The sequence below is a fragment of the Isoptericola sp. NPDC057559 genome (assembly GCF_042801555.1).
Lineage (GTDB): Bacteria > Actinomycetota > Actinomycetes > Actinomycetales > Cellulomonadaceae > Isoptericola.
Genome location: NZ_JBHVFQ010000001.1, coordinates 161,742 through 178,730 on the forward strand (window position 1 = coordinate 161,742; position 16,989 = coordinate 178,730).

Sequence of the window (16,989 nt, forward strand, 5' to 3'; positions counted from 1 at the left end):
CCGGCCTCGTCGACAACCCCGCGCCCCCCGGCGGCGTCTATGGGACGTGACACCACGACACGGGCAGCACCCATGACGAGCGAGGGCGCGATGCCGCGCCTCCACGGCACGAGCGACGAGCGGTTCGGGATCGTGACGGCGGGCGCGTCCGCGGCGGAGCGCTTCACGGCGTTCGCCGCGGCGAGCACGCCGGCGCTCTCCCGGATCGCCTACCTCCTGTGCGGCGACGAGCACCGCGCGGGCGACCTGGTCCAGCTCGCGCTGGAACGGACCTACCGCGCCTGGGCGCGGGTCGAGGACGGCGACCCCTTCGCGTACGCACGCCGCGTGATCGCCACGGCGCGCATCGACGGGTGGCGGCGCACGCGCCGTGACGTGCTCTCCGACCCGGCGGACCTACGCCCCCCGCCCGTGCCCGACGGCACCCGCACGGTGCTGGACCGGGACCGGCTGGTCCGGGCCCTGCGACAGCTCCCGGAGGGGCAGCGACGCGTCGTCGTCCTGCGCCACCTGCTCGACCGCTCCGAGGCGCAGACCGCCGACGAGCTGGGGATCTCGGTCGGCTCGGTGAAGTCGAGCGGGTCCCGCGGCCTGGCCCGGCTGCGGGAGCTGCTCGGGGCCGACGGCGACCACGACGCGACACCGACGAGGAAGGGGACGGTCCGATGACCCTCCAGGACGATTTCGTGGCCGAGCTCCAGCACGCGGCAGACCAGGTCGGTCCGGTCGCCGCCCTCGACGGCGCGACGATGGGCCGCCGCGCCGTCCGGCGCGTGCGGGCCCGCCGCGCGGCCCTGAGCGGCGTCGGCGCGCTCGCCGCGGTGGGAGCGGTCGCGGGGGTGTGGCAGGTGGCGTCGCCGGACCAGGGCCTCAGCCCGGCGGGCCAGGACGTGCCCGACGGGTGGACCCCCGTCGCCGTCGGCGGGGTGGCCCTCGCGGTGCCGCCGGGCCTCGAGCCGCACGGCGCCGGCGTCTGGGAGGAGGGCCCCGCGCACGAGGGCGGGGACTTCGTGCAGGTGCAGCCGGCGGGGCCGGACCTGCCGCTCGTCCCGCCGGGCTCCGGGCTCACGCCCGTGGACGTCCGGGTCCCCGGGGCGGAGTCGGCCCGGTACGTCGTCGAGGAGCACGCCGACGACCCGACGTCCGCCCAGGACTTCGTCGGCAGGCTGCAGGTGACCCTCGGGTCGGGCGACGTGGTGCAGGTGACCCTCGTCTGGGTGGACGGCACCGAGGGGGAGGCGACGTTCGCCGACCTCGTGGCGTCCGTGTCGACGGACGAGGACTCCGCCCCCCTGCCGTCCCCCGGGGCGGAGGCGGTGCTGGAGCCGCTCGACGGGTTCGCCCCGGGGGTCCCCCAGGGCTGGGAGAGGACGTCGTTCGCCGGGCTGGAGTACGCGGTGCCGCGGGGCTGGGCCGCCGACGAGTCCGTCGCCGACGCGTTCCCCGCCGGCGAGCGGTCGCGGTCCGCGAGCGCCGACGGGTCGGCCGCCGTGACGGTGGCGCTGTCCGACGGCTCCGCGGGATGGCCGGGCTCGATCGCGTCGTCGCCGCTCGACCCGGCGTCCACGTTCCCGCTCGACGGCGCGGACGTGGTCCAGGTGGAGACCGGGTCCGAGGACGGCGGCGACGTGACCACCGCGCACCTGCGGCGCGAGGGCGGGCGCGGGTACGTCGTCACGATCGAGACGCCCGGTTCCGCGGACGGGCGCGCGCTGACGCGGCAGCTGCTGGGCACGCTCGGCTTCACCGCCGCGGCGGCGCAGGTCCCGGGCGCGCAGGACCTCCCGGAGCTCACGACGTCGGCCGTCCCTGACGGCTGGCGCGCGCTGTCCGCCGGTGCGACGGGGCTGCGGCTGGCCCTGCCGGGCGGCTGGGAGGAGACGTCGCCGGCCGACGGGATCGACTGGTCGGCGGGCCGCGTCGGGGAGACGGTGACGGTCACGGCCGGGACCGGCCACGCCCCCGGCACCGTCCCGTCGGCCGGGTACCGGTACGACGTCCCCGGCGCGGACGCCGTCGTGATCCGGGTGGGCGACGACACCACGGAGGACGGGGAGCCGTGCTTCCTGGGGACGGTGCAGCTCCGACGCGGCGACGACACGGTCTCGCTGGAGTACAGCGGGCCGCGCGACGCGGCCTCGCAGGAGCGGTTCGGCAGCATCGTGCGGTCGCTCGGGCTGTCCGGGAGCTGAGCCCCCGCGCCCCTTCGGCGGGCCGGTGCGCGTCGCGCGCCGGCCCGCCGTCGCGCGGGCGGGGCGGCCGGGCGGGGCGGCCGGGCGGGGCGACGGGGCCGGACCCGGTCACGCCGGCAGGAGCAGCTCCTCGACCTCGCGCCGGGTCGGGTACGACGACTGCGCACCGGGCCGGGTCGCGGCGCGGGCGCCCGCGGCGTTCCCGAGGCGCGCGGCGTCCGCCAGGGACAGGCCCTCCGCCAGCCCGGTCGCGAGCGCGCCGGTGAACGCGTCCCCGCTCCCCGTCGTGTCGACGGCCTCGACGCGCGGCGCATCGAGGTGCACGACACCGTCGGTGGTGGCCACGAGGGCGCCCCGGGCGCCCAGCGTGACGACGGCGCCGGGGATCCCCAGGGTCGCGAGGAACCGCCGGACGGCCTCGCCGTCCGACGTGTCGGACGGCGCCCCCGGCAGGCACGCCAGCTCGTGCTCGTTGACCACCAGCACGGTGGTCGCGCGCAGCAGCTCCGCCGGCACCGGCCGGTACGGGGAGAGGTTGAGCACGACGGTGGCACCCGCCGCCGCCCCGGCCCCCGCCGCGCGGACCACCGTGGCGGTCGGGGTCTCGAGCGCGAGGCAGACCACCGACGCGCCGGCGAACAGGTGCCCGGGCAGGTCCTCCGGGCGCAGCCGGTCGTTCGCCCCCGGCGACACGACGATCGTGTTCTCGCCCGCGTCGTCGACGACGACCAGCGCGGTGCCCGTCGTGGTGCCGGGCACCGCGACGACGCCCGCCACGTCGACGCCCGCGGTCGTCGCGGCGTCGAGCAGGAGCCGCGCGTAGGGGTCGTCCCCCACGGCCCCGACCAGCGTCACCGTGGCACCCAGCCGTGCGGCGGCCGCCGCCTGGTTCGACGACTTCCCCCCGGGCCCGACCTCCAGCGCGGACCCGACGACCGTCTCCCCCGGGAGCGGCAGGCGCCCGGTGCGCACGCCGAGGTCGGCGTTCATCGACCCGACGACGAGGATCCGGCCCCCGGCCGGGCGACCCGTCATCGGCGGACCTCCGCGCTCGCGGGCCGCGGGATGCGGAAGGACATCAGCAGGGCCCCGACGAGCACGACCGCGCCCGTGACCAGGCCGGCGACGTACCCGGCGGCCGCGCCGCCGTCGGTCGACGCGAACGCCGTCTGCACGGCGTAGACGACCACGAAGCTCACGCCCGCCCCGAGGTTGATGCCCCCGGTGTTGAGGCCGGGAAGGGACCCCGGGCGCGCGGCCGGGGAGAGCGCGACGCCGAGGCCGTTGAGCATGATGTTGGCGATCCCGGCGTAGGTGACGCCGACGGCGACGGAGAGCAGGAGGAAGACCAGCCGGGAGTCGGTACCGACGTTGAGGACGAACAGGACGAGGCCGACGACGGTCCCGCCGAGACCGACGCGGAGCATGGTGCGGTAGCCCACGGTCGCCGCGAGCCGGCCGCTGACCGGGCCCATCAGCAGCCCGGCGACGGCGTACGGCATGAGGATCCACCAGGAGACCTCCTCGGCGGACATGCCGAGTCCCACGGTCTCGTCCTGCGCGAGCGCCGGCACGATGCCGTTCATGACGGCGAAGATCCCGGCGAGGGTGAGCAGGGACGTGCTGACCGTCGCCCAGGTGGCCCGCTCCTTGAGCTGGGGGATCGAGACCAGCGGGTGCCGGCTCCTCGACTCCGTGCGCCAGAACGTCGCGAAGGCGACCACGGACACGACGACGAGCACGACGACGAGCACGAGGTCCGCGGCGCCCAGCTTCCCGAGCTCGTTGACGGCGACCAGCATCGCGCCGACGGACACCACGAGCAGCAGCGACCCGGCCCAGTCCATCCGCGGGCGGTCGGCGGAGGTGGACTCGGGCGCGAGCAGCCGCACGAGGAGGGCGGACGCGACCGCGACGCCTCCCATCGTCCAGAAGATCGACGCGAACCCGTGGTTCGTGGCGAGGTAGCCGCCCAGCAGGGCGTCGACGCCCGCGATGCCGCCGTTCACGGCAGTGACCACGCCCATGAGCGTGCCGTAGGTCCGCGGCTCGGCGACCACCACCCGCAGCATGACCAGGCACAGCGGGACCACGGGGCCGGACGCACCCTGGATGAGGCGGCCGACGAAGAGGACCGTGACGTTGGTCGCGAGCGCGGCGATCACGCAGCCGACCGCCATCGCCAGGAGCATCCCGACGAGGACACGTCGGCGGCCGACGAGGTCGCCGAGGCGAGGGAGGAAGAGCGTGAAGAGGGCCGCGGCGGTGAAGAAGGCCGTCTGGGTCGCCGCGATCTGGGCGCCGGTGGCGTCGAGCTCGCGCTCCATCGTGACGAGCGCGGGGCTCAGCATGCTCGCGTTGAGCTGGAACGCGAGGCACGCCGAGAGCAGCGCGACCATCAGCGTGACGACGGTCCGGCGGTCTCCGCCTGCGGTGCCCTCGACGGGCGGCGTGGTGGGGGTCGTGCGGGTGTCCATGGTGTCCACTTCGTCGTGTTCTGCCGTGCTGGACCCGCATTCTGCGTAATCCATTGCGCAGACGTTACACTCGGGTGCGGTACCCGGCAAGGGGCTCCGACCGCTCCGTCGACCCGAGGAGAAGAGCGTGGCGCGAGACGCCGTCACCCTGCGGGACGTGGCCGACGCCGCCGGCGTCTCCATCGCCACCGCCTCCCGCGCCCTGACCGGGAAGAACCGGGTCTCCAAGGCGACCACCGCGCACGTCCGGCAGGTCGCCGAGCGGCTCGGCTACCGGGTCAACGTCTTCGGGCGCGCCCTGCGCGAGGGGACCGACGGCGCGGTGGGCGTGATCGTGCCCGTGATCAGCAACCCGTTCTACGGGCAGCTGGTGCACAGCCTCGAGGAGCAGCTCGGCGCGCACTCCCTGGAGCTGATCGTCGCGGACTCCCACGGCGAGGTCGACCGGGAGCGCGACCGCCTGCGGATGCTCGTCCGGCGCCGCGTCGAGGGGATCGTCGTCGTGCCGTCCGACGCCACCAGCTCGCTCGACGCCCTCGTCGAGGCCGCCGACGACGTCCCCGTCGTCCAGCTCGACCGGCGCGTCGAGCAGGCGCCCACCGACTTCGTGGGCGTCGACAACGACCGCGGGATCGCCCTCCTCGTCGAGCACCTCGTCTCCCGCGGCGCCGTGCACATCGCCCTGGTCGCCTCGGACGACACCACGTCGGCGGGCCGCGAGCGGCGGGCCGCCTTCGAGCGGGAGATCGCGCGGCGCGGCCTGCCCGTGCACCCGCCGGTCCTGGACAACTTCACGCTCGAGTTCGGCCTGGCGGCCGCCGGCACGGTGGCGAGCCGGAGCCCGCTCCCCGACGCGATCGTCGCGGGCGACGACCTCATCGCCGCCGGGCTGATCACCGGCCTCAAGCGCCACGGCGTGGCCGTGCCCCAGGACGTCATGGTCACGGGGTTCGACGGCACGATGCTCGCCGACGTGTGCGACCCGGCCCTGACCACCGTGGTGCAGCCGTTCGACCAGATCGCCGCCGAGGCCGTCCGCGCGCTGCTCCGCCGCACGAAGGACCGGGACGCGCCGGCCATCTACAGCCGGCTCGCCCCGGCCCTGCGGGTGTCGATGTCCACGTCGCCGGCCCCGGCGACGCCCCCCGCGCCCCCCGCGCCCGCCGCGGCCCGCGCGACCCGCGCTCAGTCCAGCTGAGCGACCGCGTCGGTCACGAGCTGCCAGAAGCGGTCGACGTCGAGGGTGAGGGCGACGTCGACGTTCGGCTCCCGGCCGAGCATGTCGTGGAGGTCCACGCAGGTCGCCCCCGCGGTGAACTCCCCCTGCGTCTCCACGTCCACGTGGCAGCGCTGCACGGTCGCGACCGCCCGGTCGATGGCGATCGCCACGGTGATCGGGTCGTGCAGCGGGCCCTCGGGCATGGACTCGACGGCGTCGTAGGTGCTGCAGAAGAACCGCAGCAGCTCGACGCCGAACGCGCCCGTCCGGTTGCCGACCGCGGCGATCCGCTCGACCACCGGCTCGGTGATCAGCGCCTGGTGGGAGATGTTGAGGCCGACCATCGTGACCGGCAGCCCGGACCGGACGACGAGGTCCGCGGCCTCCGGGTCGACCCAGGCGTTGAACTCCGGGTAGGCGCCGACGTTGCCGCGCCCGGTCGACCCGCCCATCCAGATGATCTCCCGGACCTTCTCGCGCAGGTGGGGCTTCTGCTCCAGGAAGGTCGCCACGTTCGTCAGGGGCCCGGTCGGGACCAGGGTGACCGGCTCGGGGGACGCCTCGAGGAGGTCGGCCATGAGCTCGACGGCGCTGCGCGGGTCGAGCGGGACCGTCGGCTCCGGCAGCTCAGGCCCGCCGAGGGCGTTCTCGCCGTGGATCCACGAGGCCGGCGTGAGCGTGCGCTTCAGCGGCCCCGAGGCACCGGCGGCGACGGGCACGTCGTGGACGCCGGCGACCGTGAGCGCGACCCGCGCGTTGTGCGTGGTGTGCTCCAGGTAGCCGTTGCCGCTCACGGTCGTGACGCCGCGCAGGTCGATCTCGGGGTTGCCGGCGGCGAGCCAGAGGGCGAAGACGTCGTCGTGGCCGGGGTCGCAGTCGAGGATGATCGGGGTGGGCATGGTGCTCCTTTGCGGGTGCCGAGAACGCGGTGCGATGCGTAAACGATTGCACTCGTGTCGCGCACCCGTCAACCCGTCCCGTGCGCCGGTTCAGTCGTCCCCGCCGGGCCCGCCGTCCGCGTGCCGGTGCACGACCTTCCACCCGTCGTCCTCGCGCCGGTAGACCTGGGTCACGCGCAGCACGTAGTCCCGCGGGCGGCCGTCGACGCGGGTGGACGTGATCTCCCGGTGGACGGTGTAGGCCAGGTCGCCGCTCACGTCGGCGGCGACCAGGTCGACCTCCGCGGACCCGACGCCGGAGAACGACTCCGCCAGGCGGGCGAACACGGCACGCGCCTCGGCGGGCCCGACGGCTTCCATCCACGCGCCGAAGAGGGTCACGGGCGCGTGCCGGGACCAGGTGCGGTCGCGGGGCCGGTCGTCCCCGTCGTGCAGCGCGTCCTCGGCCGCCCGCCACGTGGTGCCGAACCAGTCGAGGAAGTCCTCGCGGTCGCCCATGGCACCAGTGAACGCCCGCGCGGCCGCGCTCGGTACCGCCGTCGGGGGCTCGGGGCACGATGGGGCGATGACGTCCGACATCGTGGTCCGGCCGGCGAACGAGGCCTCCTGGGAGGACCTGCAGGCCGTGCTCGGCGAGCGCGGCGAGGGCGCGCGCTGCCAGTGCCGGTGGTTCCAGACGCCGTCGTCCGCCTGGCGCGAGTCCGCGCGCGAGGAGCGGGCCGCCGCACTGCGCCGCGACGCGCACTGCGGCGAGCCCGGCTCCCCCAGCACCAGCGGGCTGGTCGCCTGGCTCGACGGCGAGCCCGTGGGCTGGTGCGCCGTCGAGCCCCGCACCGCGTACGTCCGCCTGCGCACCGCGCGCGTGCCGTGGTCGGGTCGCGACGAGGACAAGGACGACGACGGGGTGTGGGCCGTCGTCTGCTTCGTCACCCGCGCCGGCTTCCGCCGCCGCGGGGTCAGCGCCGCGCTCACCGCCGCCGCCGTCGAGCACGCCCGCTCCCGCGGGGCGCGCGCCGTCGAGGGCTACCCGATGGTCGTGGGGCCCGGGTACAGCGACTCGTGGGGCGAGCTCTTCGTGGGGGTGGCGTCCGTGTTCGAGGCCGCCGGGTTCCGCGAGGTGAGCCGCCCGACGTCGCGCCGCGCGGTGATGCGCGTCGACCTCTGAGGCGCGGGCGCGCTCAGCGGCGCGCGGCGTGCTCCGCGAGGAACTCGGCCCACGTCTGCTTGCCGACGGCGCGGTCGGGGGCCAGGTTGCCGCCCGCCGCGTACGCGCGCGACGCGGCGCCGGGGACGCGGACCGGCATCGTGGGGCGTCGTGAGCCGACGGCGTCCAGGTAGTCCCGCACCATGCCGCGGAACGTGAGCACCTCCGGGCCGGCGAGGTCGGGCACCCGGCCCTGCGGGTCGCCGAGGGCGAGTTCGACCAGCCGCGTCGCGACCTCGTCGGCCGCGATCGGCTGCGCCCTCCAACCGCTGGGCGTCGGCACCACCGGCAGCTTGGCGAGCGCCTGGGCGGCGATGAGCACCAGCTCGTGGAACTGCGTGGCGCGCAGGTTGCTCCACGCGATCCCGGACCTCTCCAGCACGCGCTCCTGGGCCAGCTTGCTCGCCATGTAGCCGAGCGCGCGCCGGTCGAAGCGCGACCGCACCGGCACCTTCTCCGCGCCCACCACCGAGACGTTCACCAGGTGCGGCTCGGTGCCCGCGTCGCGGACGGCCCGCACCAGGGCCGACGCCATCGGCTCGTTGTGCAGCTGGTCACCGGCGAGGTGCACGACGACGTCCGCGTCGCCCACGGCCTGCGCCAGCCCCTCGCCCGTGGACCAGTCCGCGACGACGTACCGCACGCCGTCGCCCTCCGCGTGCGGGCTGCGGCTGACCACCCGCACCTCCGCGCCCGTGCGGACCAGCCGCGGCACCACCAGCCTGCCGATGTGCCCCGTGCCGCCGGTGACCAGGATGCGTGCCATGCCGTCCTCCTCCGTCGCCGCGCCCCGTCGGCGCGTCTGCACTCCCGACGAGGCGGCGGACGAGGACGTGACCGCGGCTCAGCCGACCGGGTCCTGCAGGCGGGGCAGGGCAGCGACGAGGGTGTCGCGGATGTAGACCAGCTCCGGCGTCGGCTCCCACTCCGCATCGGCGGGCTCGTCGCCGTCGCCGGCCTCCGCCCACTCGCCGGCGGCGTCGTCCGTCGGGGTGGAGTACACCCACCACAGGTTGTTCCAGGGGTCGACGAAGCGGGAGAAGACCTCGCCGAAGAAGGCCGTGGGCTCCGTCACGACGTCCGCGCCACCGGCCCGAGCCCGATCGAGCACCGTGTCCACGTCGTCCACGTAGACCTGCAGCAAGGACGGGGTGAACGGCCAGCCGGGCTTGCGCTCGCCGAACATGACGGTGGTGCCGCCGATCTGGAGCTCGGCGTGCAGCAGCAGCCCGTCATGGTCGACGGTCCGCGCGTCGGGGTGCTCGACGCCGTCGAACACCTCCGTGAGGAAGAGGATGAGGTTCTCGGCGTCGCTGCTGATGATGAACGGGTTGATCGTCGAGAATCCCGGCGGGACGGCCATGGTGGCTCCTTTCGTCCCCACCATCACACCCCGCCGGCGGGGGCCCGGTCTTGAACGAGAACGTCACCCCACGGGAGGCCGACGGCGGGCGGCGGCCGCGAGCACCGCCGCCGGGGTCCGCCCGCGGATGAGGCGCAGGCTGCGGGTCAGGTGCGCCTGGTCGGCGAACCCGGCCCGCGCCGCCGCCTCCGCCGGCGCGACGCCCGCCTGCAGGAGGGCATAGGCCCGCTCGGCCCGCCTGACCTGCTCCACCTGCCCGGCCGTCAGCCCCACGGTGCGCCGATAGCGGCGCTGCCAGGTGCGCGGGGACGCGCCGTCCCGATGCCCGTCCAGCGCCGCGCGCACGCCCTCGTCCACGCCCAGCGGGCCGAGGCGCACCATCTCGTCCACCCAGTCCTCGAGCTCGTCGAAGGCCGGCAGCGTGGTCCACCGCTCCCCGAGCCGGACCTGGCCGGAGCGTACCGGCAGGTCGACGGTGGCCCCGAGCACCGGCTGCTTGTCGAGGCCCGTGACCACCACGAACGGCGCCAGCTCGACGCCCCAGTAGCTCTCCCCCGCGACGCTCGTCGTGCTGCGGGCGCTCATGCTCGGCCCGTCGAGCTCGCCGCCGAGGCTCCCGTCGGCGCGGCGGATGAAGGAGATCCCCCAGAACTCCGACCCCGCCACGAGGTACTCCCCCGCCTCCTCCACCGTCGCCCGCCACACCGTGCGCACCGCCGGGGTCGAACCCGGCCGCTCGAACCACATGACGTCACGGTATCGACGGCCGCACGCCGCCCTCGGTGCCGAGCGGGAAGCGGCGCCGCAGCAGGATCCTCTGGACCAGGGTCCATGTCACGGTCACCAGGAGGTACAGCCCGGCGGCGAGCGGGACGAAGCACGCCACGACAGCGGTCGCGAACTGCAGCGCGCCCAGCACGCCCTGGATCCCCGGGTACCCCGGCGGTGCGGCGGACGGCGTGGGCACGGCGAGGGGGCCTCCGGGAAGGGTCGCTCGTCTCGTCAGCTCGCCCACGAGGGCGATCGCGAGCACCAGCACCCCCAGCACGACCGCGGTCGCGACCGGCGGCACGCCGGCGGACAGCGCGCCGACGAGGCTGGTGCCGAGCGGCACCCCGAACAGCGTGTGGCCCAGCAGGGCGTTCGCCCCGCCGGCGATCTCCGCGTGGACGAACACCGCGTAGATCACCCCGACCACCGGCGCCTGCAGCAGCATCGGCAGGCAGCCGGCGAGAGGCGTGGTGCCCTCGTCGGCGTAGAGCTGCATCGTGGCGCGCTGCAACGCCTCGGGGTCCTTGCGGTGCCGGCGCTGCAGCTCCGCGACGCGGGGGGCGAGGCGCATCCGGGTGCGCTCGGCGCGGGCCTGCGAGACGCCGACGGGGACGAGGGCGGCCCGGACGACGAGCGTCAGGGCGACGACGGCGGCCGCTGCGGCGCCGGCGCCGAGGGCCGGTTCGAGCAGGTGGGACAGGCCCATCAGGGCGTGGTACGCGCCACCGAGCACGGCGGCGACAGGGGGCAGGGCGAAGAGATCCATGGGGTGTCCTCGGTCGAACGGAAGGGGTTCACGTTCGCCGAGCACCCCGCGGGCACGCGGGGTCGCCGCGCACGGCGCGCGACGGCGAGCCGTCCCGGCGGGGACGGTCGAGGGGTGGCCCGAGGGGTGCTCAGCCGGCGAGGACGCCGGGTGCGCGCGGCCGGGGGCGGCCGGGCGCGTGGGGATCGCTCTGGGTGGCGAGCGGCGGGGCCGCCGTCGCGTCACGCCGCACGGCGGGCGCGGTCACGGGCAGCAGCCGCGGCGCGACCGCGGTCGTCCGCGCGACGAAGCTCAGCGCCATCGCGGCGAGGCCGGCGGCGCCGACCAGGAGGAGCAGGGTCGTCAGCGTCGGCGTCCCGAGGAGGACCGCGAGCGACGACGACACGTCGCGCGCCAGCACGATCAGGGCGTCACCCATGCCGTCCTCCCTCCTGGTCCTCGGGCCGTCCCGTCACGATAGCGCGCCCCTCGGGTCTCGTCGGCGGGCCGGGCGACCGCCGCGAGGCGGTCCGTCAGGCGCCGACGTAGTCCGCCAGGTGCTCGCCGGTGACGGTGGAGCGGGCGGCGACCAGGTCGGCGGGCGTGCCCTCGAAGACGACGGTCCCGCCGTCGTGCCCGGCGCCCGGGCCGAGGTCGATGATCCAGTCGGCGTGCGCCATGACGGCCTGGTGGTGCTCGATGACGATGACGGACTTGCCGGCGTCCACCAGCCGGTCGAGCAGGCCGAGCAGGTTCGCGACGTCGGCCAGGTGCAGGCCGGTCGTGGGCTCGTCGAGGATGTAGACGCCGCCCTTCTCGCCCATGTGCATGGCGAGCTTGAGCCGCTGCCGCTCGCCGCCGGACAGCGTGTTGAGCGGCTGGCCGAGCTTCACGTAGCCGAGCCCCACGTCCTCCAGGTGCGCCAGGATCTTGTGCGCGGCGGGGATCTTCGCCTCCCCCTCGCGGAAGAAGGCGTGCGCCTGCGCGACGGACAGGTCGAGCACGTCGGCGATGTTCTTGCCGCCGAGGGTGTACTCGAGCACGGACGCCATGAACCGCTTGCCGCCGCAGTCCTCGCAGGGGGTCTCGACGGTCTCCATGAACCCGAGCTCGGTGTAGATGCGGCCGTTGCCCTTGCAGGTGGGGCAGGCGCCCTCGGAGTTGGCGCTGAACAGGGCCGGCTTGACGCCGTTGGCCTTCGCGAACGCCTTGCGGATCGGCTCCAGCAGCCCGGTGTACGTGGCGGGGTTGGAGCGGCGCGACCCCTTGATCGCGCCCTGGTCGACGACGACCACGCCCTCGCGCCCGGCCAGGTTGCCGTGGATGAGGGAGCTCTTGCCGGAGCCGGCGACACCCGTGATCACCGCGAGGACGCCGGTGGGCACGTCGACGTCCACGCCCTGCAGGTTGTTCTGGTCCGCCCCGCGGATCTCCAGCGCGCCCGAGGGCTCCCGGACCGACTCCTTGACGCTCACGCGGTCGTCCAGGTGGCGGCCGGTGAGCGTGTCGCTGGCCCGCAGCCCCTCGACGGTGCCCTCGAAGCAGATCGTGCCGCCGTCGGTGCCGGCGCCCGGGCCGAGGTCGACCACGTGGTCCGCGACCGCGATCGCCTCGGGCTTGTGCTCGACGACGAGCACCGTGTTGCCCTTGTCGCGCAGGTCCTGCAGCAGGGTGTTCATCCGCTCGATGTCGTGCGGGTGCAGGCCGATGGTGGGCTCGTCGAAGACGTACGTGACGTCGGTCAGCGCGGACCCGAGGTGCCGGATCATCTTGGTGCGCTGCGCCTCGCCGCCGGACAGCGTGCCCGCCGGCCGGTCCAGGGACAGGTAGCCCAGCCCGATCTCCACGAACTTGTCGAACAGGTGCAGCAGGCTGCCGATCAGCGGGGCGACGCCCGGGTCGTCGACGCCGCGCGCCCACTCCGCGGCGTCGGAGATCTGCATCCGGCACACGTCCGCGATGCTGGCGCCGTTCACCTTGGCCGACCGCGCGGACTCGTTGAGCCGGGTGCCGTCGCACTCCGGGCAGGGCACGAACACCGCCGCCCGCTCCACGAACGCGCGGATGTGCGGCTGCAGCGACTCGGGCGCCTTGCTGAACATCGACTCGCGCAGCTTGGGGATGAGGCCCTGGTAGGTCATGTTCATCCCGAGCGCCTTGACCTTGCCCTTCTCCCGGTAGAGGAAGTCGTGCCGCTCGGCCTCCGTGTAGTCGCGCACCGGCTTGTCGCCGTCGACGAAGCCGGACTCCGAGAAGCCCCGCACCATCCAGCCGTCCGCCTTGTAGCCGGGCACGAGGATCGCGCCGTCGTTGAGGGACAGCGACTCGTCGACGATGACGGACAGGTCGAGGTCCGACACGGTGCCGCGCCCCTCACACTCGGGGCACATGCCGCCCAGGTACACCTGGTTGCGCACGACCTTCTTCTCGACCTCGCCGCCCGCCTTGCCCGTGCTGAACACGCCGCTCGCCGTCGACGTCGGGATGTTGAACGAGAACGCCGTCGGCGGGCCCACGTAGGGGTCGCCGATGCGGCTGAACAGGTTGCGCAGCATCGCGTTCGCGTCCGTGACCGTGCCGACCGTGGACCGCACGTTGGCGCCCATGCGCTCCTGGTCCACCAGGATGGCGGTGGTGATGCCCTCCAGGACGTCCACGTCCGGGCGCGGCAGCGACGGCATGAACCCCTGCACGAACGTCGAGTACGTCTCGTCGATGAGGCGCCGCGACTCGGCGGCGATCGTCGCGAACACGAGCGAGCTCTTGCCCGACCCGGACACGCCCGTGAACACCGTGAGCCGCCGCTTGGGGATCTCGACGTCCACCTCGCGCAGGTTGTTCTCGCGGGCTCCGCGGACGCGGATCAGGTCGTGCGCGTCGGCGGCGTGCGACGTCGTCAGGCCGGGGGTCTGCGTGGCGGTCACCGGGGCTCTCCTTCGATCGGGGTGGCGCGGGAACGCCGGGGGCGGTCGGGTGCGGTCGACGCCGTCGGCGTCACACGCGGGTCAGGGGCAGGTGGGGAGGCGCCGGCAGCACGACGTCGACCGGGTCGCCCGGCCGGACGGACCCGCCGCGCGAGACGATCCCCATGACACCGGCCAGGCGTACCACCTCGCCGTCGTCGCCGCGGCGCAGCACCTGCTTGAGCAACCCCGGCCGGAAGTCGTTGATCTGCTGGCACGGGTTGCGCAGCCCGGTGACCGTCACGACCGCGTCGCCGACGGTCAGCCGCGTGCCCACCGGCAGCGCGAGCAGGTCGAGACCACGCGTCGTGAGGTTCTCCCCCAGGTCGCCGGGCGCCACGTCGTGGCCGGCCTCGCGCAGCAGGTCGAAGAGCTCCGCGTGGATGAGGTGCACCTGACGCACGTTCGGCTGCGACGGGTCCGCCGCGACCCGGCTGCGGTGCTGCACGGTGACCCCCGCGTGCGCGTCGCCCTCGACCCCGACGCCCTCGACCAGGACGACCTCCTCGACGGCCGGCTTGCTGAAGCCGTGCACGGCGCTCGCGTGCACCGAGACGACGCGGGGCGCCGTCCGGGGCGCCGTCCGGGAGGACGGGCTGGTGGTCGAGGGCTCCGTGACGGTCACGCGGTCTCCTTCGGTCGGGGTGTCAGCCGTGCAGCTCGGCAAGAGCCTTGTCGATGCGGCGGGCCCGCGTCGAGGCCTGCTTCGCGCCGTCGACGTCGAGCACGATCCGGCGGCGCCGCCCTTGCGGGAGGGCGTCGTAGGCCGCGCGGGCGGGCGGGTCGGCGTCGAGCGCCCGGGCGAGGTCGTCGGGCTCGACGACGACGCGGGGCTCGGTGTCGAGCGCCAGCTCGACCTCGACCTCCGCGCCGACCTCGAGGCCCGCGGCCTCCCGGTTCGCCCGGCTGAGGCCGAGCAGGTGGCGGCCGCGCATGATCGCGACGCGGCTGCGCCAGGTGTGGCCGTTGACGGTGATCCGCACCGGCGGCCTGGCGCCGCCGCCGAGGGCCTCCACGACCTGCGGCGGGACCTCGAGGCCCTGCATCTTCGCGGCGGGCTCGACGACGGACCGGAACCTCATGACCGCTCCTTCGTTCTCGGTGGTGATCCTGGTGATCCGCGGGATCCCGGGGACGCACACCTCAGGCCCCGGCCGGGACGAGCCGGACGACCGGGTACCGCCGGTCGCTCTTGCGCTGGTGCTTGTCGATGGTGGGCGCGGCCGCCGCGATCGTCGGCCAGGCCCGGGCGCGCTCGGCGTCATCGAGCACGTGCGCCGTGACCGGGACGGTGCCGGACCCGTGCAGCTCGACGGCCACCTGGTCCGGGTGGGCGGCGAGGTTCGCGAACCAGCCGGGGTTGCGGCTGCCGCCGCCGGAGGCGACCACCAGGCGGCCGCCCGCGCCGTCGTCGAACCAGGCCAGCGGGTTCTCCCGCGCCTCGCCCGTGCGGCGCCCGACCGTGTGCAGGACCAGCAGGTCCATGCCCATCATCTGCCCGCCCTTGCGGCGGATCTTCTTCGCCGTGCTCGCGTTCGCGCGACGCTGGATCCACAGAGACAGCGCGCCGGGCGCGCCCTGGGGGCGGGGCTGCGTCTGCTGGGTCACCGCGGTCACCCGACCTGGTCGACGCGGACCATGTTGCCCGCCGGGTCGCGGAAGGCGCAGTCGCGCACGCCCCACGGCTGCTCGGTGGGCTCGGACACGACCTCGGCGTCGGCGGCCTGCAGCTTGGCGAAGACGCCGTCGAGGTCCTTGGTGCCGAGGATGATCGACTGGTAGCTGCCCTTGGCCATCAGCTCGACGATGGTGCGGCGCTCGTCCTCGGTGATGCCGGGGTCGGCGGCGGGCGGCGCCAGCACGAGGCGGACGTCGGGCTGCGCCGGCGAGACGAACGTCAGCCAGCGCATGTCGCCCTGGCCCACGTCCTGGACCAGCTCGAAGCCGAGCAGGTCGCGGTAGAAGCCCAGGGAGGCCTCCGGGTCGACGTGCGGGAGGAAGGTGGTGTGGATGCTGATGTCGATGTCGCTCATGGAAATCACGCTAGGTGCGCGCCCCTGTCGCTCGCTTCTCGATTCCTGACCGGTCGCGTCACCTGCTTCGCGACGCACGACGGCAGCTCCCCCGGACCTGCCGTGCGGGCGCGCCGGGCGTACTCGCTGGGCGACATCCCCACCAGCTCCGTGAACCGCGTGCTGAACGTGCCCAGCGACGACGACCCCACCTCGAAGCACACCTCCGTGACGCTCAGGTCGCCGCGGCGCAGCAGCGCCATCGCGCGCTCGATCCGCCGCGTCATGAGGTAGCTGTACGGCGACTCCCCGAACGCCTGCTTGAACTGCCGGCTCAGGTGCCCGGCCGACATGTGCACTCCGCGGGCCAGCGCCTCCACGTCCAGCGGCTGCGCGAACTCGCGGTCCATCCGGTCGCGCACGCGCCGCAGCCGCGCAAGGTCGCGCAGCCGGTCGGCGTCGCTGCTGGTCACGGTGCGATGCTTCCACGAGCCGCCGACGCCCGCCCGGTGGCCCCCGTCACCTGCCCGGGGCCGCCACGCGGGCGTGCAGGTGCATGTCGTGCCAGCCGTCGAGGTGGCGCACGGACTGGCGCAGCACGCCCTCGGCGGCGAAGCCGGCCTTCTCCGCCACGCGGCACGACGGCGCGTTGTCGACCGAGTGCACCAGCTCCAGCCGCCGGAAGCCGGCGTCGAACGCCCAGGCCGAGGCGACGGCGGCCGCCGCGGGGGCGACGCCGCGGCCGCGCGCGGCCGGGGCCGTCCAGTACGCGACGGCGCCCACGCCGTGCGGGTCGAACGTCTTGACGGCCATGCGGCCCAGCACCACGGAGTCGTCGGCGGCGTCCGCCACCGCCCAGCTCGACTCGCGGTCCTCGGCCCAGCCGGCCCGCCAGCCACCGATGACCTCGCGCGCCTCGTCGTCCGAGTCGAGCACCCGCACGTGCCAGCGCTGGATCGCCGCGTCGGCGTACACGGCGCGGACCGCGGGGGCGTCGTCGTCGCGCCACGGCCGCAGCCGCGCGCCCGCCGCGGGCACGTCGAGGGTGGGTTGCTCCGCGTCGGTGAAGGGCGCGAACGTCACGGGCAGGAGGGTGGGCATGCCCCGATCCTGGCAGCCCGGCGCACGCACGGCCAGGACGTTT

Annotated in this window: 20 protein-coding genes; 4 read left to right on the forward strand and 16 right to left on the reverse strand. The window is 74.9% G+C overall.

What is annotated here, in order from left to right:
* Positions 1 to 72 precede the first annotated feature (72 nt).
* Both ACFU5J_RS00680 and ACFU5J_RS00685 read left to right on the forward strand, forming a co-directional pair.
* Positions 73 to 669, forward strand: a complete 597-nt coding sequence (locus ACFU5J_RS00680) for a SigE family RNA polymerase sigma factor (protein ID WP_430577468.1) — start codon at positions 73 to 75, stop codon at positions 667 to 669.
* Entirely contained in the window at positions 666 to 2,192 is a 1,527-nt protein-coding gene (locus ACFU5J_RS00685; protein ID WP_430577469.1) for a hypothetical protein, read from the forward strand. Before ACFU5J_RS00680 ends, ACFU5J_RS00685 begins: the two co-directional genes overlap by 4 nt.
* Positions 2,193 to 2,300: 108 nt before the next feature.
* Here the strand turns inward: ACFU5J_RS00685 and ACFU5J_RS00690 are convergent, their stop codons facing one another.
* On the reverse strand, positions 2,301 to 3,227 hold the full coding sequence (locus ACFU5J_RS00690) for a ribokinase (RefSeq protein ID WP_430577470.1): 927 nt from the start codon (positions 3,225 to 3,227) through the stop codon (positions 2,301 to 2,303).
* A complete protein-coding gene (locus tag ACFU5J_RS00695) occupies positions 3,224 to 4,669 on the reverse strand; it encodes an MFS transporter (protein WP_430573384.1) in 1,446 nt (481 codons plus the stop codon). Before ACFU5J_RS00695 ends, ACFU5J_RS00690 begins: the two co-directional genes overlap by 4 nt.
* 127 nt (positions 4,670 to 4,796) lie before the next feature.
* On the opposite strand from ACFU5J_RS00695, the gene ACFU5J_RS00700 reads away from it, so the two are divergent.
* Positions 4,797 to 5,867 (forward strand): LacI family DNA-binding transcriptional regulator, encoded by a 1,071-nt coding sequence (locus ACFU5J_RS00700; RefSeq protein WP_430577471.1) that lies wholly within the window; start codon positions 4,797 to 4,799, stop codon positions 5,865 to 5,867.
* Here the strand turns inward: ACFU5J_RS00700 and ACFU5J_RS00705 are convergent.
* Positions 5,855 to 6,787: a nucleoside hydrolase gene (locus ACFU5J_RS00705; RefSeq protein WP_430577472.1), complete on the reverse strand. Its 933-nt coding sequence runs from the start codon at positions 6,785 to 6,787 to the stop codon at positions 5,855 to 5,857. The two genes, ACFU5J_RS00700 and ACFU5J_RS00705, sit on opposite strands and share 13 nt — an antisense overlap.
* A 90-nt stretch (positions 6,788 to 6,877) precedes the next feature.
* Positions 6,878 to 7,285, reverse strand: coding sequence for a YybH family protein (locus ACFU5J_RS00710; protein WP_430577473.1), 408 nt, complete (start codon positions 7,283 to 7,285; stop codon positions 6,878 to 6,880).
* 67 nt (positions 7,286 to 7,352) lie between these two features.
* Between ACFU5J_RS00710 and ACFU5J_RS00715 the strand changes: the two genes are divergently transcribed.
* Positions 7,353 to 7,952 carry a GNAT family N-acetyltransferase gene (locus ACFU5J_RS00715; protein ID WP_430573388.1) on the forward strand — a complete coding sequence of 200 codons (600 nt, stop codon included), beginning with the start codon at positions 7,353 to 7,355 and terminating at the stop codon, positions 7,950 to 7,952.
* A gap of 13 nt (positions 7,953 to 7,965) precedes the next feature.
* On the opposite strand, the gene ACFU5J_RS00720 is transcribed toward ACFU5J_RS00715, so the two are convergent.
* From ACFU5J_RS00720 to ACFU5J_RS00775, 12 genes are all read right to left on the reverse strand, one after another.
* Complete coding sequence (locus ACFU5J_RS00720; protein ID WP_430577474.1) at positions 7,966 to 8,757, reverse strand: SDR family oxidoreductase; 792 nt, start codon at positions 8,755 to 8,757, stop codon at positions 7,966 to 7,968.
* Positions 8,758 to 8,835: 78 nt separating this feature from the next.
* Entirely contained in the window at positions 8,836 to 9,354 is a 519-nt protein-coding gene (locus ACFU5J_RS00725) for a VOC family protein (RefSeq protein ID WP_430573390.1), read from the reverse strand.
* 63 nt (positions 9,355 to 9,417) lie between these two features.
* On the reverse strand, positions 9,418 to 10,101 hold the full coding sequence (locus tag ACFU5J_RS00730) for a helix-turn-helix domain-containing protein (protein ID WP_430577475.1): 684 nt from the start codon (positions 10,099 to 10,101) through the stop codon (positions 9,418 to 9,420).
* Between the two features lie 4 nt (positions 10,102 to 10,105).
* Positions 10,106 to 10,891, reverse strand: coding sequence for a YidC/Oxa1 family membrane protein insertase (locus ACFU5J_RS00735; RefSeq protein WP_430577476.1), 786 nt, complete (start codon positions 10,889 to 10,891; stop codon positions 10,106 to 10,108).
* 130 nt (positions 10,892 to 11,021) lie between these two features.
* The gene (locus tag ACFU5J_RS00740; RefSeq protein WP_430577477.1) at positions 11,022 to 11,309 is read right to left on the reverse strand and encodes a hypothetical protein; all 288 of its coding nucleotides are present in this window, start codon (positions 11,307 to 11,309) and stop codon (positions 11,022 to 11,024) included.
* 94 nt (positions 11,310 to 11,403) lie between these two features.
* The gene (locus ACFU5J_RS00745) at positions 11,404 to 13,794 is read right to left on the reverse strand and encodes an ATP-binding cassette domain-containing protein (RefSeq protein ID WP_430577478.1); all 2,391 of its coding nucleotides are present in this window, start codon (positions 13,792 to 13,794) and stop codon (positions 11,404 to 11,406) included.
* 70 nt (positions 13,795 to 13,864) lie between these two features.
* Positions 13,865 to 14,458 (reverse strand): MOSC domain-containing protein, encoded by a 594-nt coding sequence (locus ACFU5J_RS00750; protein ID WP_430573395.1) that lies wholly within the window; start codon positions 14,456 to 14,458, stop codon positions 13,865 to 13,867.
* A gap of 22 nt (positions 14,459 to 14,480) precedes the next feature.
* Positions 14,481 to 14,915: a YdeI/OmpD-associated family protein gene (locus ACFU5J_RS00755; RefSeq protein WP_430573396.1), complete on the reverse strand. Its 435-nt coding sequence runs from the start codon at positions 14,913 to 14,915 to the stop codon at positions 14,481 to 14,483.
* 61 nt (positions 14,916 to 14,976) lie between these two features.
* Positions 14,977 to 15,441, reverse strand: coding sequence for a nitroreductase family deazaflavin-dependent oxidoreductase (locus ACFU5J_RS00760; RefSeq protein ID WP_430577479.1), 465 nt, complete (start codon positions 15,439 to 15,441; stop codon positions 14,977 to 14,979).
* Positions 15,442 to 15,446: 5 nt separating this feature from the next.
* Positions 15,447 to 15,866 carry a VOC family protein gene (locus ACFU5J_RS00765; protein WP_430573398.1) on the reverse strand — a complete coding sequence of 140 codons (420 nt, stop codon included), beginning with the start codon at positions 15,864 to 15,866 and terminating at the stop codon, positions 15,447 to 15,449.
* Between the two features lie 5 nt (positions 15,867 to 15,871).
* Complete coding sequence (locus ACFU5J_RS00770) at positions 15,872 to 16,318, reverse strand: helix-turn-helix transcriptional regulator (protein ID WP_430573399.1); 447 nt, start codon at positions 16,316 to 16,318, stop codon at positions 15,872 to 15,874.
* Between the two features lie 46 nt (positions 16,319 to 16,364).
* Complete coding sequence (locus ACFU5J_RS00775) at positions 16,365 to 16,946, reverse strand: GNAT family N-acetyltransferase (RefSeq protein ID WP_430573400.1); 582 nt, start codon at positions 16,944 to 16,946, stop codon at positions 16,365 to 16,367.
* Between the last annotated feature and the right edge of the window lie 43 nt (positions 16,947 to 16,989).